This window comes from Micromonospora sp. SCSIO 07396 (genome assembly GCF_053667945.1).
In genome coordinates this window covers 5661677-5688162 of the sequence record NZ_CM132210.1, presented here as the reverse complement: position 1 = coordinate 5688162, position 26486 = coordinate 5661677, and the positions used below count along the sequence as shown (strand labels likewise).

Annotated in this window: 23 protein-coding genes and 1 tRNA gene; 12 read left to right on the top strand and 12 right to left on the bottom strand. The window is 69.0% G+C overall.

Annotation, left to right across the window (positions count from 1 at the left end):
• Positions 1 to 3 precede the first annotated feature (3 nt).
• Positions 4 to 1410: an APC family permease gene (locus ACWCHM_RS24560; protein ID WP_454219999.1), complete on the bottom strand. Its 1407-nt coding sequence runs from the start codon at positions 1408 to 1410 to the stop codon at positions 4 to 6.
• A gap of 351 nt (positions 1411 to 1761) precedes the next feature.
• Here ACWCHM_RS24560 and ACWCHM_RS24555 point away from each other — a divergent pair, with 351 nt between their 5' ends.
• Positions 1762 to 3594 carry a S9 family peptidase gene (locus ACWCHM_RS24555; RefSeq protein ID WP_454219998.1) on the top strand — a complete coding sequence of 611 codons (1833 nt, stop codon included), beginning with the start codon at positions 1762 to 1764 and terminating at the stop codon, positions 3592 to 3594.
• On the opposite strand, the gene ACWCHM_RS24550 is transcribed toward ACWCHM_RS24555, so the two are convergent.
• On the bottom strand, positions 3574 to 4947 hold the full coding sequence (locus ACWCHM_RS24550) for a helix-turn-helix domain-containing protein (protein ID WP_454219996.1): 1374 nt from the start codon (positions 4945 to 4947) through the stop codon (positions 3574 to 3576). The two genes, ACWCHM_RS24555 and ACWCHM_RS24550, sit on opposite strands and share 21 nt — an antisense overlap.
• 455 nt (positions 4948 to 5402) lie before the next feature.
• On the opposite strand from ACWCHM_RS24550, the gene fxlM reads away from it, so the two are divergent.
• From fxlM to ACWCHM_RS24495, 11 genes are all read left to right on the top strand, one after another.
• Positions 5403 to 6644: a methyltransferase, FxLD system gene (gene fxlM / locus ACWCHM_RS24545; protein ID WP_454223179.1), complete on the top strand. Its 1242-nt coding sequence runs from the start codon at positions 5403 to 5405 to the stop codon at positions 6642 to 6644.
• Positions 6645 to 6656: 12 nt separating this feature from the next.
• Positions 6657 to 6812 carry an FxLD family lanthipeptide gene (fxlA, locus tag ACWCHM_RS24540; protein WP_088643751.1) on the top strand — a complete coding sequence of 52 codons (156 nt, stop codon included), beginning with the start codon at positions 6657 to 6659 and terminating at the stop codon, positions 6810 to 6812.
• Between the two features lie 67 nt (positions 6813 to 6879).
• Complete coding sequence (locus ACWCHM_RS24535) at positions 6880 to 9630, top strand: lantibiotic dehydratase (protein ID WP_454219995.1); 2751 nt, start codon at positions 6880 to 6882, stop codon at positions 9628 to 9630.
• On the top strand, positions 9627 to 10697 hold the full coding sequence (locus tag ACWCHM_RS24530; protein WP_454219993.1) for a lanthionine synthetase C family protein: 1071 nt from the start codon (positions 9627 to 9629) through the stop codon (positions 10695 to 10697). Before ACWCHM_RS24535 ends, ACWCHM_RS24530 begins: the two co-directional genes overlap by 4 nt.
• 13 nt (positions 10698 to 10710) lie before the next feature.
• Positions 10711 to 11493, top strand: coding sequence for a thiopeptide-type bacteriocin biosynthesis protein (locus tag ACWCHM_RS24525; protein WP_454219991.1), 783 nt, complete (start codon positions 10711 to 10713; stop codon positions 11491 to 11493).
• A 30-nt stretch (positions 11494 to 11523) separates the two neighbouring features.
• Positions 11524 to 11958 (top strand): NUDIX hydrolase, encoded by a 435-nt coding sequence (locus ACWCHM_RS24520; protein WP_454219990.1) that lies wholly within the window; start codon positions 11524 to 11526, stop codon positions 11956 to 11958.
• A 34-nt stretch (positions 11959 to 11992) separates the two neighbouring features.
• Positions 11993 to 12562 carry a nucleotidyltransferase family protein gene (locus ACWCHM_RS24515; RefSeq protein ID WP_454219989.1) on the top strand — a complete coding sequence of 190 codons (570 nt, stop codon included), beginning with the start codon at positions 11993 to 11995 and terminating at the stop codon, positions 12560 to 12562.
• A 310-nt stretch (positions 12563 to 12872) separates the two neighbouring features.
• Entirely contained in the window at positions 12873 to 13808 is a 936-nt protein-coding gene (locus ACWCHM_RS24510) for a tetratricopeptide repeat protein (RefSeq protein ID WP_454219988.1), read from the top strand.
• 140 nt (positions 13809 to 13948) lie between these two features.
• A complete protein-coding gene (locus tag ACWCHM_RS24505) occupies positions 13949 to 15985 on the top strand; it encodes an ATP-dependent nuclease (protein ID WP_454219987.1) in 2037 nt (678 codons plus the stop codon).
• Positions 15982 to 17844: an ATP-dependent helicase gene (locus ACWCHM_RS24500; protein ID WP_454219986.1), complete on the top strand. Its 1863-nt coding sequence runs from the start codon at positions 15982 to 15984 to the stop codon at positions 17842 to 17844. The genes ACWCHM_RS24505 and ACWCHM_RS24500 overlap by 4 nt, the downstream gene beginning before the upstream one ends.
• A 368-nt stretch (positions 17845 to 18212) precedes the next feature.
• Positions 18213 to 18285 (top strand) — tRNA-Arg (locus ACWCHM_RS24495).
• A gap of 225 nt (positions 18286 to 18510) precedes the next feature.
• On the opposite strand, the gene ACWCHM_RS24490 is transcribed toward ACWCHM_RS24495, so the two are convergent.
• The 10 genes from ACWCHM_RS24490 to ACWCHM_RS24445 form a co-directional block, all read right to left on the bottom strand.
• Positions 18511 to 19890 (bottom strand): tyrosine-type recombinase/integrase, encoded by a 1380-nt coding sequence (locus tag ACWCHM_RS24490; protein ID WP_454219985.1) that lies wholly within the window; start codon positions 19888 to 19890, stop codon positions 18511 to 18513.
• On the bottom strand, positions 19887 to 20072 hold the full coding sequence (locus ACWCHM_RS24485) for a helix-turn-helix transcriptional regulator (protein ID WP_454219983.1): 186 nt from the start codon (positions 20070 to 20072) through the stop codon (positions 19887 to 19889). The genes ACWCHM_RS24490 and ACWCHM_RS24485 overlap by 4 nt, the downstream gene beginning before the upstream one ends.
• 23 nt (positions 20073 to 20095) lie before the next feature.
• Positions 20096 to 21892 carry a replication initiator gene (locus ACWCHM_RS24480; RefSeq protein WP_454219982.1) on the bottom strand — a complete coding sequence of 599 codons (1797 nt, stop codon included), beginning with the start codon at positions 21890 to 21892 and terminating at the stop codon, positions 20096 to 20098.
• A complete protein-coding gene (locus ACWCHM_RS24475; protein WP_454219980.1) occupies positions 21889 to 22506 on the bottom strand; it encodes a DUF2637 domain-containing protein in 618 nt (205 codons plus the stop codon). The genes ACWCHM_RS24480 and ACWCHM_RS24475 overlap by 4 nt, the downstream gene beginning before the upstream one ends.
• A complete protein-coding gene (locus ACWCHM_RS24470) occupies positions 22503 to 23927 on the bottom strand; it encodes an FtsK/SpoIIIE domain-containing protein (protein WP_454219979.1) in 1425 nt (474 codons plus the stop codon). Before ACWCHM_RS24470 ends, ACWCHM_RS24475 begins: the two co-directional genes overlap by 4 nt.
• Positions 23918 to 24211, bottom strand: a complete 294-nt coding sequence (locus tag ACWCHM_RS24465; protein ID WP_454219977.1) for a hypothetical protein — start codon at positions 24209 to 24211, stop codon at positions 23918 to 23920. The genes ACWCHM_RS24470 and ACWCHM_RS24465 overlap by 10 nt, the downstream gene beginning before the upstream one ends.
• Positions 24212 to 24308: 97 nt before the next feature.
• Entirely contained in the window at positions 24309 to 24737 is a 429-nt protein-coding gene (locus ACWCHM_RS24460) for a hypothetical protein (protein WP_194823255.1), read from the bottom strand.
• Positions 24738 to 24851: 114 nt separating this feature from the next.
• On the bottom strand, positions 24852 to 25583 hold the full coding sequence (locus ACWCHM_RS24455; RefSeq protein ID WP_454219975.1) for a GntR family transcriptional regulator: 732 nt from the start codon (positions 25581 to 25583) through the stop codon (positions 24852 to 24854).
• 76 nt (positions 25584 to 25659) lie between these two features.
• Positions 25660 to 25875, bottom strand: coding sequence for a DivIVA domain-containing protein (locus tag ACWCHM_RS24450; protein WP_363656759.1), 216 nt, complete (start codon positions 25873 to 25875; stop codon positions 25660 to 25662).
• Between the two features lie 72 nt (positions 25876 to 25947).
• Complete coding sequence (locus ACWCHM_RS24445) at positions 25948 to 26235, bottom strand: hypothetical protein (RefSeq protein ID WP_454219974.1); 288 nt, start codon at positions 26233 to 26235, stop codon at positions 25948 to 25950.
• Positions 26236 to 26486: the final 251 nt, after the last annotated feature.

The window sequence follows — 26486 nt, the reverse complement described above, 5'->3', positions numbered from 1 at the left end:
TGCTCACACCCGCTCCAGGCTGTGGCCGGACGGCCGCGCCTCGGTCAGGCCCGACAGGGCGGGTCGGCGGCCGGTGGCGTAGAGGCCGGCGAGGACGAGGACGCCGAGGGCCAGCCACGCCAGGCCGAGACGCTGCGCGGCGATGTTGGCGTTCACCACCACCCACGCCAGGACCGCGAAGCCGACCGCAGGCATGAGCAGATGTGCCCACCAGTTCCCGCTGCGTCGGCGGATCAGATGGTGCACGACGACGGAGACGTGCAGGACCAGAAACGCGACCATCGCCCCGAAGTTGATCAGCGACGACAACAGGGCGATTCCGTCCGCCCGCGTCGCCATGTACAGGCCGAGGGCGAGGGACACCGCGCCGGTGAGCAAAGTGGCGTTGATCGGCACGCTGTGACGCACCGACACCTTCGCCAGGAACGTCGGCAGTTGCCGGTCGCGGGCCATCGCGTACAGCAGCCGGGACGTGGCGACCTGCGCGACCATCGAGTTCGGCAGGCCCCACGCGATCGCCGTCGCCACCGCGCACACCGTCGCCAGCCCACTCCCGCCGGCGACCGCGGCGGCGTCGTAGAACGCCGTGCCGTTCACGTCGCCATCCGCGAGCAGCGTGTCGGGACGGGGTACCAGCATCGCGGCCAGCCACGTCTGCGCGATGAACAACACCCCGGCCAGGACGAGGACGGCGGCCATGGCCCGGCCGATCTGCCGGGTGCCGTCACGCGTCTCCTCCGCCAGCATGCTGATGCCGTCGAAGCCCAGGAAGGACAACACCGCGATCGACACCGCACCCGCCACCAAGGACCAGGTGAACGTGTCGGGGTTGTAGAACGCGTCCCAACTGAACCGGCCCCTGCCCGAGGCGAGGGCCCAGCCGGCGACGGCCAGGAAGACCGCCAGGACGATCAGCTCGCCGACCAGCATCACCCTGGTCACCATCGCGGTCATCCGGATACCGACCGAGTTGACGACCGTGTTGACCCCGACGAACCCCAGCAGCCACAACCACACCGGCACCGCCGGCACCGTCGCGTGCATCGCCACCGACGCCACCAGATACAGCAACCCCGGCACGAGCACGTAGTCCAGCAGGATCACCCAACCGGCCAGGAAACCGACCGGCGTGCTGATCCCCCGACCCGCGTAGTTGTAGACGCTGCCGCTCATGGGGAACGCCTTCACCATCTGCGCGTACGAGAACGCGGTGAACACCAGAGCCACCACACCCACCGCATACGCCAGAGCCACCATCCCGCCCGAGCCGGCGTAGACGCTGCCGAAGATCGCCATCGGCGCGATCGGCACCATGTACACCAAGCCGTACGCGACCAGGTCCCGGAACCGCAGCCTCCGGGCCAACTCCTGGCGGTAGCCGTAGCGCGCCAATTCCTCCTGTAGCTGCATCGGGCCCTTCCAATGAGGTCGTAATGGGGGAACGGAACACTCATCACCGCACCACCCGTGAAGGCTTACCGCTCCGAATGGTGGCTCTCCTCGAATGGCCTGGTCGATACCGGATATGCGGACAAGGATTGTTGTCCGCATCGACTCTGCCCCGAGAGCGCGAAATAGGAGGGCGGGCAGTTCGCGAGGGGAGCATCCAGCGGCAGGGACAAGCCGTTCGGGCGTAGAGTCGGTCATCTGAGCGCTCGAGGTGCCTGCAGGTCCGAGACCAGCCACCGGCCTTGCCGCTGCCCGGACCGGTTGGCGAGCCGGCCGTAGTCCGGCCCGCTGGGAGTTGTTCGAGGAGGACACGTGAGGTTGGCGGACAGGACCGCTGAAGTGTCGGTCGACGACGCCGTCCGCGCCTCGGTGAGCTACGACCAGCTACGTGCCGGTGACGACGGCGTGTATTGGCTGGAGACCCGCCCTGACGCGGAGCAGGGGGCGACGGTGACGGGCTGGCGGGCAAGCGATGGCAAGCGTGACGTCAGTCCGAAGAGCTTCGATGTCGGCAGCGGAGTGCACGCGTACGGGGGCGGATCGTTCGTTGTCGCCGAGGGAACGTTGTGGTGCGTCGGCGGAGATCGCCTTTACCGGAGGCGCCGGGATGGCGACGAACTCGAATTGGTCGGTCACGGGTGCTTCGGTGATCTGACGATCGGTGACGGTGAGTTGCTGGCCGTGCGGGAGTCGGAGCAGGGTGACCAGCTCGTGGCGGTGCCCCTCACCGGCGCTCCGCGGATGCGGACTCTGGTCTCGTCCCCGGCGTTTCTCGGCGCACCTCGGCCAGGCCCGGGTCGGTTGGCTTGGACCGCTTGGAGCGAGCACGATATGCCGTGGGATGCCTGCGAGGTCTGGGCCGCTGCCTATTCGCCGCACGGTGAGGTCGAGAATCCGGTAAAGCTGGCCGGTGGTCCGGGGGAATCGGCGGTGGAGCCGCGATGGGGACCCGACGGAGCGTTGTACTTCGTGTCGGACCGCAGTGGTTGGTGGAACCTCTACCGGTGGGACGGTCTCACGGTGGAGGCGGTGGCACCGATCGCGGGTGAATGCGCTGCGGAGCCCTGGGAGTTGGGCTACGCGTCGTACGGCTTCCTCGACGACGGTCGAATCGTCGCGGTTGTGCAGGAGGGGCCGCGACACCGCCTTGTCGTCATCGAACCCGACGGCACTGTCCGTCCGGTCGACCTGCCGTACACGTCGATCAAGCCGTACCTCGCCCTCCGAGGGACGACGGTGGCGTTGATCGGTTCGTCGCCGACCGCAGCCCCGCAGGTCGCCCTCGTAGACCTGGCTGATATCGATCCCCCTCAGGTGGAGGTGCTCGCCAGCCCGGAGCATGCCGCGCTCGACGGCGTGCGGGTATCGACGCCGACGGAGCTCCGCGTACGGGTGGCCGGTGGCCGGGAGGTCTTTGCCCTGGTGTACGCGCCGACGAACTCGACTGCGGACTGGCTCGCACCAGTGATCGTTCGCGCGCATCCCGGGCCTACCGCCTCGTGTCTGCTGCGCCTGGACTGGCAGGCGCAGTTCTTCACCAGTCGTGGGTTCGCCGTCGTTGACGTCGACTACCTGGGTAGCACCGGGTACGGCCGGGCGTTCCGGGAATCGCTCTACGGACGGTGGGGCCTGGACGACGTCGACGACTGCGCTGCTGTGGCGGTTCACCTGCTATCGGCGGGGCGGGCGTTGCCGGGGCAGGTGTTCATCCGCGGTGCCAGCGCCGGCGGATACACGGCGTTGCACGCGGTGGCACAGGACGGCCCGTTCGCCGCCGCCACCTCCGTGTCGGCGATCGTGGATCCTGACCGGTGGGCGCGGACGGTGCCCCGGTTCCAGCGGGCGCACGCCATGCGGCTACGCGGGGGCGCCGGTGCGGTCCGTGCCGCCGAGATCCAACGCCCGGTGCTGCTCATTCACGGCACCGCCGACGAGGTGGCCGAAGCCGATGATGTGCAAAAACTCGCCGAGGAGCTGACGTCTCTCGGCATGGCGCCCAAGGTGTTACTTCTTCCTGATGTCGGCCACTACGTGGCGTCGTCCCGTCGAGCGGGCGCGGCGTTGGAGGCGGAGCTGGCCCACTACCGCTCCGTGCTGGCGGATGCCGCCAACGATCAACAGGGGTTACACAGCGGCCAGCGGTAGCCGGTGATGCACGTACTCGCCGAACTCGCGAACCTCCGGCTTGCACCGGTAGGGCTCAAGGTCGGCCTGCACCTCGACGATGCGCTGCAGGCAGCGGTGTGAGGTGGTTCGTGCGGCGTAGTCGACTGCCTCGCGTGCCGTGGCGCAGGCCTCGTCGAGGCGTCCGGCGGCGACCAGCGAAGAGGCCAGGAGAGCGGTGTCAATGGCGAGTCGTCGGACGTGAGTGGGGCTCAGAGCGGTGAGAGCGTCGCCCAGGTGCCGTTGGGTCTGCTGCGGTCGACCCAGGTCATGGAAGCAGTGGGCGATCTCGTCGGCGAGATACGCCGCATCGAAGTACCGGATCCAGGCCGGCTCGTCCTCGGGCTTGCTGCGGGCCAGCTGCTTCTCCGCGATGTCGAGGTGAAGCAGACAGTCGCCCTCGCGCCCGAGGCGGGCGTGCGTCCGCGCCACCACCGCGTGCAGCGTGGCTGTCACTGCGGGCGTCGCGTGCGTTTCGCTTCCTCTCACCGCCGTCAACGCCATCCTTCGTGCCGGTTCGGGGTGGCCGCAGTGCAGGGCGAGATGGCCGATGTTCACGGCGAGCAGGTAGCTGCCGTACAAGCGGTCGCCAGCGGCTTCCGTCAGACGAAGAGCACGAAGGTAGCGGCGCTGGGCGAGGCCATGGGCGCCGGTGTCGACCGCCTGGTACCCGCAGAGCTCGAAGAACCCCGCCGCCAGGGTGTAGAGGTGCCGACCGACCGCCTCCGAGGCCGGCGGGCCAGCCAGTAGCCGGTTCAGCTCGCGTTCGACGTACCGCTGCACCTGGGCGTGGACTCGTCCGGCACCGTGGGTGTGATCCAACTGGCGGAACATCGCCAGGGCGGCCTCGGCGGAGTCTAGATCCTCTTCGCAGACCTGATCAGGTGAGCCGGCTCGGCCGGCCACGGACAGACGGGGTCCCGCTGAGGCGTTCAGCCAGTCCAGCGCGGCGCGGTCGAGAACGCCGGGCTGGAAAGGGACACGGACGACCATGTCCCCCACCCCGGGCGTCTCCTCCCCTTGGGCGGCCAGCAGGGTGGCGGCGCGGGTAGGCCCGTTCGAAAAAGACGTCCGCACACGCTCTTCCTCAAGAAGCGGTAGCAGGCGGACCAACGCCCCACCGGCCGCCAATGCCCTGTCGCATGCTTCAACGAATTCCCGGGACGGGAAACGGTCCGCTGTCTCGACCCGACGCACGAGATCAGAGCTGAACCGGATCATCGCGCCGAGACGCGCCTGTGAGAGCTTGGCCTGCTCCCGTAGCCGACGCAGCTCGGCACCGAAGAAGTGGCGCTCAGACAGGGACGGCTGGAGCGTCCGCGGGGTCTGGCCCATAGCACCGCCTCCTCTGGCTGCTTGAACCACCATGGCGGTGAGCAGCATGGATATCGCGCACATAGGGTCACTCAGTGTTCAGCGCGGCGCAACCAAGAACACCGAGACGGGATAGATGCAGGAGTGGCGTACATGCGGACAACCGCGTCGTCCGCATGGTGGGCATTCACTCCACGGGCTCGACGCGCGAGTGTGGAGACAGGCCGCGCTACTCGTCAGGTCCGCCCCGACTCGAACGAGCACGGGATGTCGTAGGGGAGCAGGAAACCGTTCCGCCCGTGATCTTGATGCACCGCACCAGCAGGACGGAACCCTCGACCGGCACCGCATCGACTTCGGACTCCCCGGTGACTTGGCGAGTCCAGCGGCTTGACGCCCTGTTGAGCCCGACGAGAGCGGAACGGCGGGCCATCCCATCGGGAGGCCCTGATGGCAATGCGAAGGAGAACGCCCGGATGAGTGTCGACACGGCGAACGGCGAGGACCTGCACACCGCGATGGTCGATCAGCTCGTAGCTGATCATGCGGAGAAGGGACTGGTCATGCGGCCCGAGGTGGAGGCGGCGCTACGGTCCGTGCCCCGCCATCTCTTCACGCCGGGTGCCGCGCTGGCAGAGGCGTACCGCGCCGACCAGGCCGTGGTGACCAAGCGGATCGGTGACGAGGCGGTCAGTTCGGTGTCGGCGCCGTGGCTCATCGCGGAGATGCTCGGTCAGGCCGCAGACGCCGTCGACGGCGGGTTGGCCGGCCGGCACGTCCTGGAGATCGGCTCCGGCGGATACAACGCGGCGCTGCTGCGCGAGCTGGTCGGCCCGTCGGGATCGGTCACGACCGTTGACATCGATCGCGAGGTGACCGACCGGGCCACCGCCTGCCTCACCGCGGCGGGTTACGACGACGTGGTCGTGGTGTGCGCCGACGCCGAGCAACCGGTCAATCCGGGCCGCCGATACGACCTGATCATCGTCACGGTCGGCGCCTGGGACATCCCACCGGCCTGGACCGCGCAGCTCGCCGAGAACGGAACGCTGATCGTACCGCTACGGACTTTCGGGATGACCCGCTCGTGGGCGATGCGTCGGACCGGGGACCGGCTGGTCAGTCACAGCCAGCGGTTGTGCGGGTTCGTGTCGATGCAGGGCGCCGGGGCACATGAGGTGCGGTACGTCGACGTCGCTGACGGGGTTCACCTGCGGCTGGACGAGGACCAGCAGGTCGACCGCCATGCCGTCGGTGAGCTGTTGGCGCAGCCGCAAACGCAGGCATGGGCCGGGGTGAGCCTGCCCCCTCGTACCGTCCTGGCCGACCTCGATCTGTGGCTGGCGTCCCGCATCACCGATGCGGGACAGCAGTTCGTTGTTCTCACGGCTCAGCAGGAGGCCGTCGATGCGGGTGTCGTCGCCCCGGCATGGCGCTTCGGCACGCCGGCCGCCCTCGATCACGGCGCGTTCTGCTACCGCTCGACGCTGCGCTGGAACGACGACGACATGTTCGACCTCGGCGCCTGTGCACATGGGCCCGACGCCGCGTCGGCGACCGGTCGGATGGTCGGACAGATGCGCGCGTGGCTGGATTCGGGCAGCCCGTCACCGGTGCTGCACGTCCTGCCCGCTGGTACTCCCGACGGCGACCTGCCGGCCGGGACGGTGCTGGACAAGCGGCACAGCCGCTTCGTCCTCACCCTCACCCCCGCATAGAAGGGAACGCACATGAACGACACCGACACCTCGGAGTTCGCCCTGGACGTCAGCCTGGTTGACGCCGGCCCCACCGCGGGCGGCTACGCCACCGCCACCGACGACGGGTGCGGCTCCGGCAACACCGGCTCCAACGCCTGCACCACGAAGTGCGACGGCGGCAACTGACCCTTCCGTTCTCTCACGATCGGGCCCGGCGTCGCGTGCGCCGGGCCCCTCGATTCGGTGGTGCATCATGGTTCCCGCAGCTGGTGCGGCGCTGATCAGAGTCGCCGCCTACCCCGAGGGCCTCGTTCTGCCTCCCTGGCCCGACATCGTCCATGGTCATCCGGATCAGTGGCGCGGGTGGCTGGACAAGACGTGGGCGCTGCCCGGGTTCGCGGCAGCCGTCACCGGCGCGGCACCGCAGTTGGCCGACCAGATCCAGCGCGCGCTGAGCGGGGAGCCGGTGCCTCGGCAGCGGCTGCGACGCCTGGTGCAGTCAGCGGTGCGGTACCTGATGCGCTGGACCACCCGTGCGACCCCGTTCGGCACGTTCGCCGGCGTCGCCCCGGTCCAGTTCGGCGCTCGCGCGGCGGTCCGCCTGGGCGACGCCCACCGTGCGGTCTCCCGCCCCGACGGCCAGTTCATCGCCGAGCACACCGCGCGGGCCGAACAGGATCTGGCGACCCTGCGCACCGTCGCGGTGGTGACGAACTCGTTGGGATACCGGCGCGGCGACAGGTGGGTGCTGCCCTGCGCCCACGCCAGCGCCGATCGGCGGTGGGACGTCGAGATCCGCCTGACCAGCCCAATCCGGGCGGCGATCCAGGCGGCGCGGTCCCCGGTCAGGTTCGCCGACCTCGCCGAGACGATCGCTGTACCCGCCAGCATCGCCGACGCCGAGCGCCTGCTGGCCGACATGCTTCACACCGGGGTGCTGCTCTCGGCCCTACGCCCACCCATGACCGCCACCGACCCGGCCGCACACCTCACCCGCCATTACGCCATCCCGGAACCGGGCAACCGAGTCGCCCTCGATCTCCGCGCCGACATCGCCGTGACCCTGCCCCCGCCGGTCCTGCACGAGGCGGAGCGGGCCGCGTCGACCCTCGTGGCGGTAGCGCCACCACCTACCCCTGGATGGGCCGAGTACCACAGCGCGTTCATCGAGCGATGGGGTCCCGGAGCGGCTGTTCCCATCCGCGAGGTGCTGAACGTGCTGGGCTTTCCGGCCGGCTACCGGGGATCCACTCGCCGCGCCCCAGCGCTGTTCACCGCCCACGACCGGCTGCTCGGACAGCTCGCGCAGCAGGCCGCACTCGACGGCTGCGCCGAGGTGGTGCTCGACGACGCGCTGATCGACCGGCTCCGCTGCAATGACGACCGCCCGCCGATTCCGCACACCGAACTGCGGTTCGCCCTCGCCGCCGACACTCCGCGCGACCTGGACCGAGGTGCGTTCACCCTGACGGTACTCAGCGGGTCCCGCCACGCCGGGGTCGCTGCGGCCCGGTTCCTGGACCTGCTCACCCCAGTTGAACTCGCCGGATTTCAACAGGTCTACCGCCATCTGCCGACCGCCCTGCCCGGCGCGGCCCCGCTGCAACTGTCCGGACCACCCCTTGACGCCCGTCTCACCGCAGTCGCCCGGACGCCCGAGCTACTGCCCGTCCTTCCTGTCGGCGACTTTCACCCGGCACCGCCGTACACGATCGAAGACCTGGCGGTGACAGGCGACGGACGCCGGTTGTGGCTGGTGGCGGCGGCCACCGGCCAGCCCGTCGAACCGCTGCTGTTCAACAGCGTGCTGCTGCCCGCGCTGCAACAGCCGATAATGAGATTCCTGACCGAGATCTGGACCGCGTGGACGGCACCGTGCAGCCGGTTCGACTGGGGACACGCCAGCGGCCTGCCATTCCTACCTCGCCTGCGGCACGGGCGGACCATCGTGCACCCCGCCCGTTGGATCATCGACTCCAGTGCGCTTCACGCTCCGAGCACGCCTTGGCCGCAGTGGCGCGACGCCTGGCAGCGACACCGCCACCAGCGACACATCCCGCAGCAGGTCCTGGTCGGCGACGATGACATCCGCCTCCGCCTCGACCTGGAGAACCACACGCACCTGGCGGTCCTACGCGACCAGTTCGCCCGGCAATCCCGCACCGTGATCACGGAGGCTCCAGGGCCAGCGGGCTGGATCAACGACCGCCCCGCCGAACTCCTACTCACCCTCACCCACCCAGCGCCCGCCACCCAACCGGCCCGACCAGCCCGAACCGCAACCACTGTTCAGCACTGGCCAGGGCGGTCACGGTGGCTGGAGGCACACCTCCACGGTCGGCTCGACGACATCCTGACGGACCTTGCCAGCCGCTCCGCCGATCACCTCCCAGCCGGCTGGTGGTTCCTGAGGTATCCGCACCCCGAGCCGCACCTTCGGCTGCGCATCCCGCTTCCGGACACCGACGGGTTCGCCGACATCGCCCGCCATCTCGCCGGCTGGGTGCGGCACATGCACGATGACGCCCTGGTACACGACTACAGCCTGCACCCCTACCGCCCGGAAACCCGCCACGGCGCCGCGGCGACCCTCACCGCCGCCGAACGGGTGTTCGCCGCCGACTCACGCGCCACCCTGCACAGGCTCACCGGCGACCGGCAGGCCGTCACCGCCGCCGGAATGATCGCCATCGCCGACAGCTTCACCGGCGACGGCCCCCGCTGGCTCACCACCCACGTCCCCCACCGGACCGGACCCCGCCTCGACCCCGCCCAGCTCGAACATGCCCGACGCCCAGTGCATGACGAGCGTCTCGCGGCCGCGCTGGCCGCCTACCGGTCGATGGTCGTCAGTGACGGACTCGATGCCGCCGAGGTGCTGGGCGACCTGCTGCACCTGCACCACGCCCGCATGATCGGCGTCGACCCCGCCTCCGAACAGCACTGCCTGCGGCTGGCCCGAACCATCGCCCTCACCAGCATCCTCGGGGGGCGTAAACCGTGACCGCAGGGCAGTCCCTCGCCGACGGCGCGGCCGGCATCGCCCTGCTGCACCTGGAAACCGGCAACTGGCCCGCAGCGTACGGGGCCCTGCGCGACGCCACCGCCGGTGGTGTGAGCATCGCCGACGGGGCCAGCCTCTTCTACGGTGCTCCCGCGCTCGCGTTCGTCCTCGCCACCACAGACCATCCAGGGCTCACTCAGGCACGAGCGGCCACCGCCGACGGCACCGCCACGGTGACCCGCCGACGGCTCGACGCCGCCCACCGCCGCATCGACCGACACGAGCAGCCGCACTACGCCGAGTACGACTTCATCCGCGGACTGACCGGGCTCGGCGTCGTTCTACGCCGGCTCGGCGATCACGACCTGCTCCGCCAGGTCCTGGACTACCTCGTCCGGCTCACCGAACCGCGAGGCGAGCTACCCGGCTGGTGGTGCTGGAACGGGCCCGAACGCCGCCAGCCACCGCCCCCCGGCGGCCACGCGAACTTCGGCATGGCCCACGGCATCACCGGCCCACTGGCACTGCTCGCCCTCACCCTCCGCGACGGCATCACCGTCGCCGGCCACACCACAGCGATCAACCGCATCAGCCGATGGCTGGACACCTGGCAGCAGCACACCGACGGCACGATCTGGTGGCCGCAAACCATGACCCTCACCGACCTACACCGCGGCACACCGGCCCAGCGAACTCCGCTGCGGCCGTCTTGGTGCTACGGCATTCCCGGCATCGCCCGCGCCCAGCAACTCACCGCACACGCCCTGCACGACAGCACCCGCCAGCACCTCGCCGAGACCGCATTCACCACCTGCGTCACCGACCCCGAACAACTCCGGCGGCTCACAGACCGAGGCCTGTGCCACGGCACCGCCGGACTGCTGGCCACCGCCCGCCGCATCGCTTCCGACGCCCTCACCCCCATACCCCTCGATCTCGTCAACGATCTCCACCGGCAGGCCACCCCCACCACCAACGAGCCCGAAGGGTTGCTCGACGGGAAGGCAGGAGCCAACCTCGTCACCGCCGCCACCACCGGCTGGGACGCCTGTCTCCTGCTCGCCTGACGAAAGAGCCACCGTGGACCACACCCCCTGGCACCAGGTCAACATCAGCTACCCCGGCCACACCGCCCGCGAGCGCGAACAACAGGCGGTCACGCATCTCAGCCGAGTGCTCCCCGCCGCCGAGACCGCCGGCCTGATCACCTGCTGGTGGTTCATCCGCAAAGGCGCCTGGCGCATCCGCTACCTCCCCACACACAGCCCAAAAAGCGGAGACAATGCCCGCCGGCTACTCACTGAAGGAGCCACCTGGACCGGCGACATCTACGAACCCGAAACCCATGCCTTTGGCGGCCACGACGCCATGACCACCGCCCACATGCTGTTCCATCACGACAGCCGCCACCTCCTCACCTACCTCCACCAGCACCCCACCACCCGGCGCGAACACTCCCTGATCTTGTGCACCGCGCTGATGCGCGCAGCAGGGCTGGACCTCCACGAGCAAGGCGACGTATGGGCACAAGTCGTCGAGCACCGCGCAGCACACCTCAACCAGGCATCCACAACCGATGCCCGCAGGTGGGAGAGCTTCACCGGAGACGTTCGGAGCCTGCTGGTCGGCGCACCTCGCACCACCGGCGACTGGCACACTGCATTCGAGAAAGCCGGCGCAGCCCTACATCGCCATCGGGAAAGGGGCGCTCTCACCCGCGGCCTGCGGGCAGTAATCGCCTTGCACGTGATCTTTCACTGGAACAGGCTCGGCCTACCTGCCACCACCCAGGCCACCCTCGCCCGAGCGGCCCAGGACGCCATCTTCGGCCTGCCCGATCCGCACCTGCCAGACCCCGGGTAGACGCACCAGGAATGAGTGGAGGAAGGCGCCATGCCCGAGAAGGTGATCACCAATAAGGTTCTCTGCTATGTCGTGCGGGAAGGGCACTTGCTCGTCTTCCGGCACACCGACTTCAGCTACGAGGAGGTGGGCATCCAAGTGCCGGGCGGCAGCGTCCGCCCGGGTGAGGACCCAGCGGACGCAGCGCTGCGCGAGGCCCGCGAAGAGACCGGGCTGACGGGGTTCAGAGTCGTGCGCAAGCTGGGGGAGATCGAGTACGACATCAGCCCGCTCCGGTTCGAGATCCAGCGTCGTCACGTCTTCGAGCTGGCGCTGCACGGGGCGACGCCCGAACGGTGGGCGAGCCAGGAAGACCACGACGGCGAGCAGGAGCCCACCCGGTTCGAGTGCTTTTGGATACCGATACGGGTCGCGCATGTCCTGCAGTCCGGCCAAGGTGCCCTCGTGGGCCGGTTGTTCGACTGACCAGGAATCCCAATAGCGGCAACCGGGGGAACCGATGCGGGAAGACGAACTGCGGGGCCTGGTCCGGCGCAGCCCGTGGCCGGTGCGGGCGCTGGGCGTCGTTCGGGACTCCGGACTGCCGGACGCCTGGATCGGCGCGGGCACCATCCGCGACCTTGTCTGGAGCGAGCGGTACGGCGACGGATTCGACCCCTCGTTGGTGCGTGACGTCGACGTCGTCTTCCTCGACGCGGCAGACCTGAGCCGCGACAACGACGACCGGGCTACCGAGCGGCTGGTGGCGGCCTGGCCAGAGCCGCCGTGGGAGGCGAAGAACCAGGCCGCCGTGCACACCTGGTACCCGGCGAAGTTCGACGGCGGCCCGGTAGCCCCGCTGTGCACCATCGCTGACGCGGTCGCCACCTGGCCCGAGTACGCCACCGCCGTGGCAATCCGCCTCGACGCGGACGACCAGATCACGGTATGCGCGCCGCACGGCCTCGACGACCTGCTCGACGGGGTGTGGCGGCGCAACCCGACCAGGGTCAGCCCGGAGATCTCCCGGCAGCGACTTGCCCGCCACCGCCCCACCAAGCGCTGGCCCGGCGTCCACATCGTGACCTGAGCCGGCGTTCGAAGCCCGTGAAGGGTTGCCACTGAGGCCTGCGATCTTGGACCTGGAGCAATTCCTACCGAACCCGGTCCTCGTTCGTATCAACTCCGGCAGCGGCAAGACGACTGCCCGGGTGGACTGAGGCTCGCATCACACCATCATCGCGGCAAATGAGTGAACCCGATCATCGGGGGCTGCAGTCGTCGCGACAGTGCCGGGGCTTCTGGCGTAGCCGCCCTGCGCAGCGTTCGTCTGGCCTGGGCCTGCACCGCCCTTTGGCGGTGTACGGACCTCGTCGCCCGCGCTGCCGGCCGGCGCTAAAGTGTCGATCGTGTCGACGACAGGAGCGTTCGCCCTCGCCCAGGTGATGGCCCACTGCGGCGGCTCGCCCGCTGCGGCGACGAGCTTCATCGCGCGAGCGGTCGCCGCCGATCCGCGCGACCCGGAGCCGTACTCGGCGCTGGAGCACCTGCGGCGCGAGCTGCCCGCCGAGGTCACGGCCGTCGTCGCGGCGGCGAACACGATCGGACCGATGCTGGCCCGCGCCTACCTGTCCTTCGTCGACGGCGACATGGACGAGGCCGCGATGTCGCTTGGCGCGGTCACCGGCTACCAGCCGGACGTACCGTGGGCGTCCGCACCGTGGTTCGGCGACGACCGATTCCTCGGTGCCGTGACCCCGGCGGCCGTCGCCGAGGCTACGATGCGCATCAACGACTACGACCGCGACCTCGACACCGACGCCGTCCGCGAGTGCCTGGCCCCGTGGTTCCAGGCGATCGAGGCGGTCTGTGACCGGCATGCCGACCCTGACGCGATGGCCCGCATGGCGATCTTGCTGCGTGTGTGCGGCCGCACCGACGCGTCGTTCGCCCTGTGCGACCGGGCCGACGCCGTGCGGCGCGTCCCGTTTACCGAGGTCGTCCGCGCAGGCACCTGGCGCCACATCGGCAACCGTGCCGAGACGGCCGCGGCCTTCCGGCGCGCCCTGGCGCTCGATCCGGCCAACTGGTCGCTGCACCTCGACCTGGCCGATCTGGCCGCCGAGGAAGGCGACTTCGCCGAGGCCGCTGCGCTGGCCACTCGCGGCGAGGAACTCGAGCCGGACGACGTCACGATGCGGGCGGCCGCCGCCGCGTACCGTGCCCGCTCGACGGGATCGGTCGCTGACCTGAACACGCTCACCGAACTAACGCCGCAGGTGCCCGAACCCTACGGCCGGACGCTCATCGACTACGCCTACGCTCGCGGCACCTAGGATCGGTTGGCGATATCTTCCTACGTTTGCCCCGCTTTCGGTGTAGGCCAACCGACTGCGGCCAGGGCTGGCGCAACAAGCCTGGACGCTGCCGCACGCTACGCTCAGCGGCGGTGTGCGCCCAGCCCACGGAGGATCTTATGCATCTGAGAAGTCTTCGGATACGTGGCTTCCGGAATTTCGCCGACCTGGCGATAGATCCTTTTCCAACGCCGGCTGTCATCGTCGGCGAGAACGGCGCTGGCAAGACCAACCTGCTCTACGCGCTCCGCCTGGTTCTGGACCCCGGCCTTGCCGATCGCTACCGACAGCTCCAGGCCGACGACGTCCACAGCTGCGGCTCCACTCTGGCCCAAGGTGTCACCGTCACCATTCAGGTAGAGCTTGCCGGATTCGACGATGACCTCGACGCGCGCAGCGAGCTCGAGGGCGCGATCGTCAGCGCCGACGGCGACTCCATGGTGGCCAGGCTCACCTACCTGTTTCAGCCGAAGACCTCGCTCGGTGTTGTGCTCGGAACGCCGTTCGAGCGGGAACTCACACCGGACGACTACCTGTGGACGATCTACGGGGCAGACGACCCGGACAACGCGATGCCCGCTGCGAAGCGATACGCATCATTGTCCGTCCTGCAGGCGATGCGGGACGCCGAAAGCGATCTACAGCGAGGCGACCGAAATCCCCTGACGCAACTGCTCCGCGAACTGCCGCCCTCCGAAAAAAATCTTGCCCGCGCCCTAGAGGAGATGAGCCGCGCTCGCGAGAGGTTAGGGCGTGACCCCAACGTTCGAGAGATTGAGCGCCTGCTGCTAGATCGCCTCACCAAGATGGCTGGACCTCAGTTGGGCGTGCAGCCGTCCCTCGCCTTCGCCGGCCGCAAGGAGGATCTGCTTCGCAGCGTCCGACTGTTCGTTGACGCGAATGCCACTCGCGGCATCGACCGGACATCGACAGGCGCGGCGAACATTGTCTACATCGCTTTGCTGCTAGAGAAGCTGCAGGCGCGCCGCGAGGCCGACAGCGGGGAGGACACCATCCTGGCGGTCGAGGAGCCGGAGGCGCATCTGCATCCGACGCTCCAGCGGCATGTCTTCGCCCATCTGCTGAGCGAGTTCGATGACCTTATCCTGACCACGCACAGCCCACATATCGCGGCCGTCTCACCACTGCGTAGCTTTATCCTCATCGCCCGAATCGGTGACGCGAGCCAGGCCCACATAGTCCCATCAGGCACACTCACAGACCTTCAGACCCGAGACCTTGAGCGATATCTCAACGTAACCCGGGCCGAGATCCTCTTCGCTCGCCGGATCATCCTCGTTGAAGGGGCCGCCGACAGTTACCTCCTGCCGGCGTTGGCTCACTCGGCCGGCTTCAACCTCGATGCCCACGGCATCGTTGTCGCCTCGGTCGAGGGCGCCGACTTCATGCCGTACATCCGTCTGCTTGGCACCAAGGGGCTCAATCGGCCCGTCGTGGTCCTCACCGACGGTGACACGACCGACTCCAACAAGATCGACAAGGCGGAGTTTGGGCTCTCACGCGTCCGCGACCTGCTCGAACACCACGCCGTCGACATCTACCCCACCTTCAAGGCAAAGCTCGGCAAGATCACTCCGGGTAGGCTGCCGGACGGCGATCAACGCACCGGTCGCCCCCGCCTCGTCGAGTTGGCGGCAAAGCGAGGAATTTACGTCGGCCATCGCACCCTGGAAATCGATGTAGTGCCACTGCTGAAAGACGAGATATACGCGGCATTCGAAGACCTCTTTCCGGGCACGACAAAGCGAAAGAACATCAAAGCCGCCATTGATGCGGTGGTCGATGGGCAGGGCGGCCCGAGTACCGACGCGGGCGAGAAGCTGCTGTCCTACGTCGAAGAAGTCGGCAAGGGCCGGTTCGCCCAACGCTTGGCTGCCCATGTCCAGGAGATCGACGACCTACGAGATCGTGTCATCGAGCTTCTGGACTACGACGAGGAGGATGCTTTGGCGACGGCAGACTTGCTTGACGTGCCAGGTTGCGGACCGCTGCTAGCACTCCTGAACGACCTACGTGCTCAGGTGGAGGAAATGCCGCTGCTTCCGACCTGCAAGGAGTACCAGGACGCCATCGACGACGATGACGACACGCAGGACGAGGACGACCCCGACGATGACGATTGGGATGAGGCGTGACGAGTCCGACCGCGGAGATCATGCTGACGCCCGCGCTCGCTCGTGAGTTGCGCGCGTTGCATCCGCGCCAGCGCAGGGCCGTACTCCAGGACGGCAGTCTCGTCGTGCTCGCGGGCCCCGGCTCAGGGAAAACCCGCACCCTGGTCGCCCGCGTCGGATACCTGCTGGCGGTGACCAGCGAACACCGTGGTGTCGCCGCGATCACCTACACCGATGCCGCCGCGATGGAACTCGTCGCGAGGCTCAAGGGGCTGGGGTACGTCGGGAACCGCCGGCTGGCCAGCCGGACGGTGCACTCCTTTTGCCGGCAGCACATACTGCGCCCCTATGGCCACCTTGTTGGCGCTCCTCAGTTAGCCGACCTGGGGGTTCTTGGCCGGGCCGAGGTCGTCCGACTCTGGACCGATGCGATGGTCGCCGCCGGGCTGCCCGCTGAATACAACCGCGAGCAACACACTCTGGCGAAGATACGGCGTCTGCTCGCGGCGGAGCAGAGCGTTGCCGGGTACCAGGCTGGGCACATCAAAGCTGTGCACGGATACGAGAAGGCGTTGCGCCAGGCCAATGCCATCGACTTCGACGCCATGACTTCGTGGGCGCTGGTAATCATCCGTAAGAGCCAGACTGCCGGCGAACTGCTCGTCGCCCGGTTTCCCAACGTGGTCATCGACGAGTATCAGGACCTCGGGCCCGTGCTACACGCCCTGGTTCAGGAACTCATGTCGGCCGGCGCTAATATTACCGCTGTTGGTGATCCCGACCAGACGCTCTTCGGCTACCAGGGCGCGGACCCGAGCTACCTGCTCGAGCTGCCAAAGCTGATCGGCCGCGAGGCGATCCGGCTCGCGCTCAACTACCGCAGCGGCAGTGCCATCGTCGCCGCAGCGCGGGGCGCTCTCGGCGAGGACCGTGGGTACCATCACAACCCCGAACGCGCCGACCCCGGCATCATAGACATCCAGCCGGTTCAAGGAGGGCTCGACGCCCACGCCCGCCATACGGCGGAGGCCGCGGCCTCCCTGATCGCAAACGGGGTGCGCCCCGAAGGGATCGCGATTCTCTACCCTGGGCAAACCGAGCTTCACCGGCTCATCGAGGAGGAACTGACTCAGCAGGGCATCAACTTCGATGCCGAGCGTGGGCGGCGCGTCCCTGACTCGCCCGTTTCGGCCCTTGTTTGCGGCTGCGCCGCGCGACGACTGTCCGGTCCCCTGCCAGGACCAGCTCAAGACGACCACGGCGATCGCCGCCCAATCAGCACTGCCCGCGAACTCGCCGCGCAGCTCGGGCAACTACGCAGCACCCGGGGGCTCAGCACGCCCGAGGAGACAGTGCGTTCCCTTGCTCGGCTGCTCATCCCGGTCCTCGATGCTCCCGACCGCCCTAGCCGCGAAGACGCCTGCGGTCCTTTCCTTGGCGAACTGCTGCGCACGCTTGATGCGGCTGCGCTCACGGCCAATACCGACGACCAGCGTGACGTCGAGGCCTACCGAATCCTCACGGAGGAGGCGAGCTGCCGGATGAGCATGGCGGAACTCGCGGGCGGGAGAGCCCCAGGGCACGTCGCGCTCACCACCTACCACAGCGCGAAGGGACGCGAATTCGCCGCTGTCATCCTCCCCGGGCTAATCGACGGCCTGATCCCGTTCTACCGCAGGAACAGCCAGCCGACGACTACCGAGCTTGCCAACGCACGCCAGGCGTTCTACGTGGCCCTCACGCGCGCCGCCGACGCGGTTATCCTCCTGCCGGGGACCACCTTTCGCCACTACAACCAGGTACGCACGACGAGGTGGTCCCGTTTCATCGACGACATACGGGCCGAGCTGAACGCGGCGGCAGGCTTCGGGACAACCTGATCAACGTCCGGACATCGGCGATGAGCGGAGGCTCGGCGGAGGCCACGGTAGTCGGTATGACGGCGGGGCCCGAGCGACCCCCGGGGTGAGCGCTTCGTGGCCCTCCGGTGGCGACGCCGGAGGCGGTATATGGACGTACGTCGTTGATCTTCGATGATGTGCGCGGTGTGTGCTCTCCAGCGGATGCCAACCCGGGTGAATCGGTGCCAACGCGGGTCACCGCGGCCGACCACCGGTCGCAGACCGGGTTCCGTGTGCTCGGTGTGTGGTCCTGGGCTGGGAGAACGGCGGCGCGGGGAACGTGGGTGAACGCGGGCCACTCCCTGCCACCCCAGGTGAACCCGCAGGTCGCTAGACTAGGCGCTCGCGCCCTCGTAGCTCAGGGGATAGAGCATCGGTTTCCTAAACCGTGTGTCGCAGGTTCGAATCCTGCCGGGGGCACCTCGAAGATCAGCAGAAACGCTACCTGAGCAGCGGATACGCTCTCGCATCGATTGATCATCCTGTGCAGCCGGATGCCACTCTGAGCCGCCGTTTGTAGCCGTCCGTGCAGAGTGCGTGCAATGATCTTGACGGCTCTGGAGTGCCAGTTTCCGCAGGTCACAGCCGCGAACGGCGGAGAGGCCGCAGCGTCCGCCACGGCCTCTTCCACGCTACCGGAGATCATCAGCGCAACGCTGCCTCGATCCGCTCGTTCATCCGGCTGCGGTCCCCGTCGAGGCACTTGGCGTACACCTTGAGCAGGACGTCCACCGAGTGACCGGCCCGCTGCGCCACCTCCGGTGCCGGCAGCCCGGCGTTGAGCCAGAGCGACACCCCAGCGTGCCGCAGGTCGTACGGGCGACCGGCCAGGGGAGAGGCCACCCGGTCCGGCGGAAGGCTCAACCGCCGGGCCTCCTCCCAGACCCGCGAGTACGTCGACGACGCCACCACGTTGCCCCGGTCACTGCGGAACAGCCGCCCGTCGACGCCCACCCCGAACCGGTCGACGTGCTCCCGCAGGATCGTCACCAGCTCCGGCGGGATCGGCACCTCCCGCGCCTCTGCCTCGCCCCGGTGTTTCAACCCCCGGTCATCGTGGACCTCGCCGCTGTCGGTGTACCGCTTCCCCGCCGCCGGCCGGGACTTCTCCACCGTCAGCAGTCCCCAGCCCGTTGCCGGGAGGTGGCAGTCCCGCTCCCGCAGGCCCAGCGCCTCACTCGGCCGCAGCGCCGCGAAGTACAGGCAGGCGTAGAAGGCGACCAGGCGCTCACCACGCCGGCCGTTCTTCCCCCGCTGGCCGACGTACGTCACCCCGACCAGCAGCTCCCGCGCCTGGCGGATGTTCACCACGACGCGCCGGTCCACCTCGCCGGACATCTTCCGCCGGCTCGACCGCACCCGCAGCTTGTCGACCGGGTTGAACTCCAACAGCTCCAGCTCTACCGCGTACTGAAGGACGTTGTAGAAGACCGAGCGCCGCCGCCTGGTCGTCGATGCCGCCGCCGGCCGCCCGTCCAACGTCAGTCCGAGCGCGTCCAACGCCGGCCGCACGATCGCAGCTTCCGCCAACGCCGACAGCGGCAGCGAAGCCCGGTCCAACCAGCGCAGCGCCGCAGCGACATCGGCCGGCCGGTCGAGTTGCCGGGACGCGGGCGGGAACTCCCACTCCCGCAACGCCCGCCGCAACACGCTTGGATCAGGACGCCCGGCCACCTCGCCGACCAGCGCGGCCGTCACGGTCGCCAGCGCGTCCGTCGTACTCTCCCGGGACTTGGCCGCCGCGCCCGGCCACTTCATGTCGATGTAGCGGCGGACGAACCCGAGCCAGCTCACCGATTCCTTCGGTGCCATCATCGACTCCGGCAAACCGGAGCCGCTGTTGAACGCCTCGCCCCGGTTCGCCGCTTGCATCAGGTCAGACCGGAAGTTGTCCGCCAGCGCCCGGGTGGCGAACGTCCGCGACTTCGGCCCCGTCCCCACCACCCATCGGACGGTGTACGACTTCTTTCGGCCCGCCAGCGCGTTGACCTGAATGCCTCGAATCCGCACCTCGCGCGACTTCACGCCGCCTCCCGGTGCTGTTCCAGCCAGGCTCGCAGGTCCCGCCGCTCGATCCGCAACTCCCCGTTGGGCAGCTTGATGCACTCCGGGGCGATGCCCAGCTCACGCCAGCGGTAGAAGGTTCGCCGCGATACTCCGTTGAGCGCGGCGAGGACTTCCGGAACGGTCAACAACTCGCTTTCCATGAGGGGTGCCTTCCTCCAGATGATCAAGCGGCAGGGGAGAGAGGAGCTACCGTTGCCGGTGCGGCGGAGGCTGTTCGTATCCGGGCGGTGTCGAGGTCTGCGCGCCAGCGGATGCGTGCCGATATAGCGCGCAGGAGTCGGTGTTCCAGGGGTGGGACGTCGGGGTCTTCTGGTCGGGCGAGTTCGAACCGGTACCGCTTCGACCCGTCCGGGTCGTCGTCGGCCTGGTCGTGTTCTGCGGTGTCGGCCATGCCGCCGGCGAGGATGGCCCGTACCCAGGACCGGTTGTCGGCGCGGTGGTCGGCGAGGGTCTTGCCGGACCACTGGCGGGAGACGAGGACGCGGCGTCCGGTGAAGCCGAGGGTGGAGCGTTGGTGGACCTTCCCGGTACACCGGCCCGGGGTCAAGCCCGCCTTGACGCCGTCCGGCTGGACGCCGTAGAGCAGCCAGTTGGCGCACGTTGGGGAGCACGGCAACACGGACAGTTCCGCGTGCAGGCGGTCGAAGTGTGCCTTTTGCGCGTCGGAACGCGGCTTGGCCTGATCGGTCAGATCCTTGGTGACGTACTTCGTCACGTAGCGAATCGACCGCTCGGCGTCGCGGGTGCCCTGCTCGATGCCCCGGGCATCGATGCGCCCGAGACGGGCGACGTAGGCGGGTCGACTGTCGGGTTCCTCCAGGGCGTCGAGCGCTTCGCCCCAGGTGGGCAGCGGCTCGCGCGTCTTGGGGTCGACGTACGCCTGCCGGTTGACGTCCCACACCGGCGGCTTGTCGACCGGGTAGACGAGGTGGTCGAAGCGTGGCCACCACACCTGGTGGTACGTGCCTGCCGCGATCTGCTTGAGCAGCCGGCGGGGCAGCGTGCCCCGGATGGCGAAGTGGGCGTGTGGGGCGAGCCGTCGTTGCAGCTCCACCGCGCCCGCGTATTGGATGTTCCAGCCGGCGGCGCGGCGGACGTTCTGCCACCACCGGTCGAGAACCCGGGCGAAGTGGATCGAGTCGAGGCCTGCCCGGCGGTAGTCGTATCTGGCCGGATCGACGGGGGTCCCGAGCACATCGTCATGGGGGCCGTGTCGCTGCCCGCACTCGCACGGGGCGACGTAGGCCCCGCGTCGGAGGTGGGAGTGCACGGGTCCGTGTGAGCCGAGGGTCAGCGTGATCAGCATCGACGGCCGGTAGGTCTTGCCCGCCCTGCCCGAGTAGGCGCGGCCGACGGTGCGCGGGTCGACGGGCAGTCGGGGTAGGTCGGGGGTGTCCTGCCGCCGTCGGGTGGAGCGCTTGCGGCGGGGCCGCTCATCGCGATCTTTCGGAGTCAGGTGTCCGCGCAGGCTGGTTTCGCCGAGGGCTTCGTCCAGTTCCGCAATGGCCGCATCGATCTCGGCCACCTGAGCGGCCCGTTCCTCCGGGGTCATGGGCTGGTACTGGATGGCTTCGCGTTCGAACTCCAGATGCGCCCGGACCCGGACCAGGGCGAGCACGTCCTCACCCGGCTTGTCGGGGCGGACGGTGGGTTCGTCGGTGAGGTGCCAGCCCTCCCGGATTTGCTGGATGCGCAGCCGCCGGTTCCGTTCCGCGCACGGCTTGCACTTCGCGGCCAGGGTCGCCCCGCAGGGCACTTCCACCACTTCGGTCAGGCCGGTGGTGGTGTCGGTGCGGCGCAGTGCCAGGGGGCGGACGCAGACGCCGTGTTGTTCGGCGAGCTGCTTGAGGGCGTCTTTGGCGAGGGGTTTGCGCATCCGGTCGGCCCGCGACCCCGGCCGAGGCTGCTCGACCTTGGGCGGGACCGAAGACGTGGTGGGGAAGAGTTCCTGTTGGCTCACTGGTCACGCTCCGAGCCGTACAGGGTGCCGTTGCGTGGTGCGAACGCCGCCGCAGGAACGGGCACCAGCCCCGGCCGCTGCACCGGCACCGCCGGCGGTGGGACCGCTTCGACGGTTGCCGCCTGGTCGTCTTCGACGAGGCGCAGGGACGGCCGGTCCTCAGTTCCGGTGTCGTCGGGTGCCCACTGGCCCCAGTCGGGGACGTCGGCCGGCTGGTCGACGGGCACCGCCACGCCGGTGGAGAAGACGAGCTTGGACAGGCCGAGGAACGCCAGCGCCGGCACGGCCGACAGCAGCCAGCCCGAAAGACTCGGTTTCGCCACCGCGAGTTGCGCCGCCAGGGACAGCGCGACGGCGCAGACGAGCAGGAACAGCGGGTAGCCGACCGGCCCGCCGGTGCGGCGGCGACGGCGGATGGTCAGCAGCGCCGCCAAGGGGAGCAGTTCAGAGATTGCGGCGTTGGCCCAACCGAACCAGTCCCCCGTACCGGTGGGAGAGTTGGCCATGGTCCAGTCGTGGACGTGGGTGAACGACGCCGCGCCGGCCAGCCCGCCCACCGTGAGGACGATGAGCACCAGGACCACGCCCTCCACCCGGTCTGCGTTGCTCTTCACGAGGTCACCCCCTGATCGGTGTCGCCGAGGCGGCGGTAGTCGCGGCCGAGCTGCCGGATGTCGTCGTCGGTGAGGTAGGCGAAGCGGACGCGGAGGGGTTCGCGGACGCCGTCGAGGACGACGAACCCCATCCCGGGCGACGATTCGGGGATGCGGTCGCAGAGGGCTCCCCGGTCGCGAGCGCTGTCGCCGAGGACCATGTCCACCTGCTCGGGTTCGGTCAGGCGTAGGCCGATGCGGGTCGGGAACAGGTCCCGGAACGGCAGCACGTCCTTACGCGGGTCCTGCAACGCCGCCACCACATGCACCCCGACTGCCCGGCCCTGGGACAGGAGCAGGCCGAGGGATTCCTTGATCCGGTCGCGGACCTTCCGATCCGTGATGTACGCCGTCAACGCCGCCAGCTCGTCGACCACCAGGACGAGCAACGGATCCTCCACCGTTGGCACGTGCTGGCGGGTCACCCCGCGTAGTCGGGCCGCCCGCAGCCGCATCCGCTTCACCGCGTCGTCGAGGACGCCGGCCATGCTGTCGGGGTCGTCGTAGGCGAACCGGGCGAACAGCGGCACCCCCGCCGCCAACTCCATCCCGCCTTTCGGGTCGAACACCCACACCTCGACCAGGCCCGACCGGATACCGCCGGCCAGGGACCGGATCAGCGACCACAACACCGACCCCTTGCCCGACCCGGTCGCCCCGGCGATCAGCACATGCGACCCCGACAGACGCAGCCGATACGGCCGCCCGTCCTCGCCGATCCCGAGCGCGAGCCCGTCGAAGTCCGGTACGTCGGCCACCGGCAAGGGCCCCACGATTCCGGCGAGGGGGTCACGGCGCATGAGGCGCAGCACCACCCGATCCGGGCGTTCCGTCGATCGGGCTTGGCCGGTGCGCAGGCGGAAGGCGTAGGCGAGGCGTTCCGCGGCCTGCCCCCAGTCGTCCGGGATCTGCCCCGGCAACAACCGGACGGTCAACTCGTCGCCGTAGCGGTCGCAGCGCACCCGCAGCAGTTGCGGCACGTACCGCTCACCGGCGAACGCGGTCGCCAGGCCACAGGTGGCCATCACCGACGCCCACCGACGCCGGTAGATCACCAGCGCCCGAACCCGGGCGACCAGCGGATACCAGCCGAACCGCAGCCATGACGACGGATGCCACCGCCACCAGCCGAGACAGCCGCCGGCAACAGTCAGGGCGACGCCGGTCAGGACCAGGCCGCCGAACTCCGCCCGTACCCACAGAGCCAGCGCGGCTGGGCCGGTGAGCCACCAGTAGCGGACGGCGAGGACGGTGAGGCGGAACAGGCCCCGGGCGAGCCACCAGAACACCAGCAGCCAACCCGGAATCCGCCACGCCGGAAGGCGCACGTTCATCGGCGCCATGGGGACCTTGTCCCCGGGAATCACGTTGATCAGAGGCACAGGTCACCACCCCGGCCCGGACGCGCCAGCGTCGAGATGCACGAGCGGCAGGACATGCGGCGCAGGTCGAACCGTCGCGGCTTCACCCACCGGCAGCAGTACGGGCAGCGGATCGCACACACCCGCGCCGAAGCCGGCGGCAACCGCAACACCGACCGCAGAACGGCCTCCGTCTCCCGGTAGGCGTGCCGCAGCCCAGCCAGCCGGAAGCGGGTGAGGATGAGGGCCGCGCCGACGAGCAGGGGCGCGGCGATGATCAGGGCAGGGGGAACTACGGTGGGCATCACGCCCTCCTTCACCAGATGAGGGATGGGAGAGCGCGGGACGGGTCGGGACTCTTGGCGGGGAAACGACCCGCCCCGCGCGCACAACCAGGTGCGGTCAGGCCGCCACCGAGCCCGGCACCGCCGACGCCGGACGGATCGCCGTCGCCCGCAGCGAGTACGCCATCCGCGACCGGCAGTCACCCGACGACCGGCCCGGCTTGCACCGCTGCGAATCCACGTACGGGGTCAGGGTCAGGCCCTCGAACTCCACGGCCGGCGGGTACCCCGGCACCGTCGACGGTGGCGGCACCGGCTGCTGCGCCGCGACTACCTTGACCTTCGCCTCCGTCGACCGGCCGAACTTCCCGGCCTCCGGGTCCAGGTCCATCACCCGCACCACCCAGACCCGCTCCCCGGTCTCCTTGTCCCGCGCCTGGTTGTCCGCCTCACCCCGCCGCTCGAAATCAATCTGCGGCGACACGCCGAGGCAGAGCGCACCAGCGGGGAACACGTACTCGGACGGGACCGGCACCTTCAACGTCATCGGAACCACGACGAGACCTCCAGTTCCACAAGGCAACTCGACTAGTTGACTTGTTAAGTGAGATCGAAGGTAGAGAGTGCCAACTTGACTTGTCAAGTGGCTAATCCACTTTGGTCAGTCGAGCGGGTACACGTCTTCCAGGTCGTGCCGCGAGGCGGGAAGGAGCGCGTCCACCGCGAGCAGCGGCGCGGCGCTGCGGTCGCAGATGACCAGCAGCACCGTCAGCACCGGATCGCTCTTGCGCACCTGCAACAACTCGGCCTCTTCCACGCTGGGCAGCCGCGCCGAGATGCGTTCGGTCACGTGGTCAAACTTGAGCCGCTTGCGGGAGGCCACATGTCGAAGCAGCCCCTCGGGCATCGTGTCCTCGGAGCCCACGCCGGTTCCCTCGGCCAGCTCGACGGGCAGGAACGCCGTGCCCAGCTCCACCGGGCCGACTTCGTCAACGGTGATGAGCCGCCGACGTGCCACGACCGGTGTCCCCGGTTCCACGCCCAGGGCGACGGCCGCTCGCGGCGGGGCGGGCACGGTGCCAGCCGCCAGCAGCGTTGATTCGGCCCGTTCGTCGTCGTCGAGCAGGCCGTACCGGCGTGCCCCCGAGCGCTGCTCCGTGCCGCCCGGAGGGCCGAGTACGAAGCGGCCCTTGCCCTGGCGACTCTCGATCCAGCCGCCCTGTCGCAGCAGGTCCAGCGCCCGGACTACGACGGGCCGGGACGCGCGGAACTCGCGGATGAGTTCGGTTTCGCTGGGCAGCATCGCGCCTAGCGGGTAGGTGCCATCCTCGATGCGCTGTTGCACCGCGTTGACGATCACCACGTACTTCGGCGGCGCAACCTCGATCGGCACCGTTTCACCCCAGACGACAACTCGGCTTGTCAACAGGCTATCTGTGCTGCTGATCTCCTGTCCATGTGCTGTCGGCTCAGCGACCGGGCTTCGGCGTGAACTGGCTTTGCCATTCACGGAGAGTGTTCTTCAATCGGGCGTTCTCTTCCCGAAGGCTGGCCTCGACGGCGTCCCTCGCCATCAGCTCGTCAACGACGCGATGCAGGAAGGCATAGACGTGTTCCTCGGACAGCCCACGCCGGCCGAACCGGGTACGCCGGAAACGCAGGCGTCGTACCTGGTCGGGGATCATCGGAGCCATCCGTAAGGCCGATCGAACGATTGCCACTGCCATCGAGCCCTCCCATCGAGCCGCCGCATGTGCTCACCGCCGGAGTGCGTTCCTGGGCGCGGTACGAGCCGCTGGTTTGGGCTGCCGGACCAACGCTGGCGGTGTCGCCGCCTGCTGAAGGCCCGCCTGCCGGACGTAGATCTCTCGGCGAGCCAGAGCGTTGCCCTTCCGGTCGAGTACGTAGCCCGTGAGCCAGGCCCAGCCGTAGTAGGTGGGCCGATCACAAACCTTGATAACCCGGAAGATCAAAGCGCGGTCGCCGCTGAACTGCACCGACGCGTCCCGATTGACGTACAGCACGTCTCCCGGCTTCGGCACCATGAACGCCCGCCTCCCGTACGTCGAATGAGATGGCACCGGGACGGGCGGGCTCACGACCCCGGCCGACACCCCGCAGGTCTACCGGCACCCGTCCCGGGCCCTCTCGGGACGCAGCCGCGAGGCCACGTAGTAGTCAGAGGGCGGCGGCCGTCACCTCTAGGCGACGGCCGCCAGCCCCGCCCGCTGTCCCTGTGTGCCGGTGCCTGCACAGTCGGGGCAGTCGCGTCGTTGCAGCCGGTTCGGGTCACCGG

Bases quoted from the DNA above. Each gene is read 5' to 3' on its own strand.
- ACWCHM_RS24520 (WP_454219990.1), top strand. From the start codon at position 11,524: ATGCCCGAGAAGGTGATCACCAATAAGGTTCTCTGCTATGTCGTGCGG.
- fxlM (WP_454223179.1), top strand. From the start codon at position 5,403: ATGAGTGTCGACACGGCGAACGGCGAGGACCTGCACACCGCGATGGTC.
- ACWCHM_RS24460 (WP_194823255.1), bottom strand. From the start codon at position 24,737: ATGACGTTGAAGGTGCCGGTCCCGTCCGAGTACGTGTTCCCCGCTGGT.
- ACWCHM_RS24515 (WP_454219989.1), top strand. From the start codon at position 11,993: ATGCGGGAAGACGAACTGCGGGGCCTGGTCCGGCGCAGCCCGTGGCCG.
- ACWCHM_RS24485 (WP_454219983.1), bottom strand. From the start codon at position 20,072: ATGGAAAGCGAGTTGTTGACCGTTCCGGAAGTCCTCGCCGCGCTCAAC.
- ACWCHM_RS24535 (WP_454219995.1), top strand. From the start codon at position 6,880: ATGGTTCCCGCAGCTGGTGCGGCGCTGATCAGAGTCGCCGCCTACCCC.
- ACWCHM_RS24505 (WP_454219987.1), top strand. From the start codon at position 13,949: ATGCATCTGAGAAGTCTTCGGATACGTGGCTTCCGGAATTTCGCCGAC.
- ACWCHM_RS24445 (WP_454219974.1), bottom strand. From the start codon at position 26,235: ATGGTGCCGAAGCCGGGAGACGTGCTGTACGTCAATCGGGACGCGTCG.
- ACWCHM_RS24465 (WP_454219977.1), bottom strand. From the start codon at position 24,211: ATGCCCACCGTAGTTCCCCCTGCCCTGATCATCGCCGCGCCCCTGCTC.
- ACWCHM_RS24450 (WP_363656759.1), bottom strand. From the start codon at position 25,875: ATGATCCCCGACCAGGTACGACGCCTGCGTTTCCGGCGTACCCGGTTC.
- ACWCHM_RS24560 (WP_454219999.1), bottom strand. From the start codon at position 1,410: ATGCAGCTACAGGAGGAATTGGCGCGCTACGGCTACCGCCAGGAGTTG.
- ACWCHM_RS24550 (WP_454219996.1), bottom strand. From the start codon at position 4,947: ATGGGCCAGACCCCGCGGACGCTCCAGCCGTCCCTGTCTGAGCGCCAC.
- fxlA (WP_088643751.1), top strand. From the start codon at position 6,657: ATGAACGACACCGACACCTCGGAGTTCGCCCTGGACGTCAGCCTGGTT.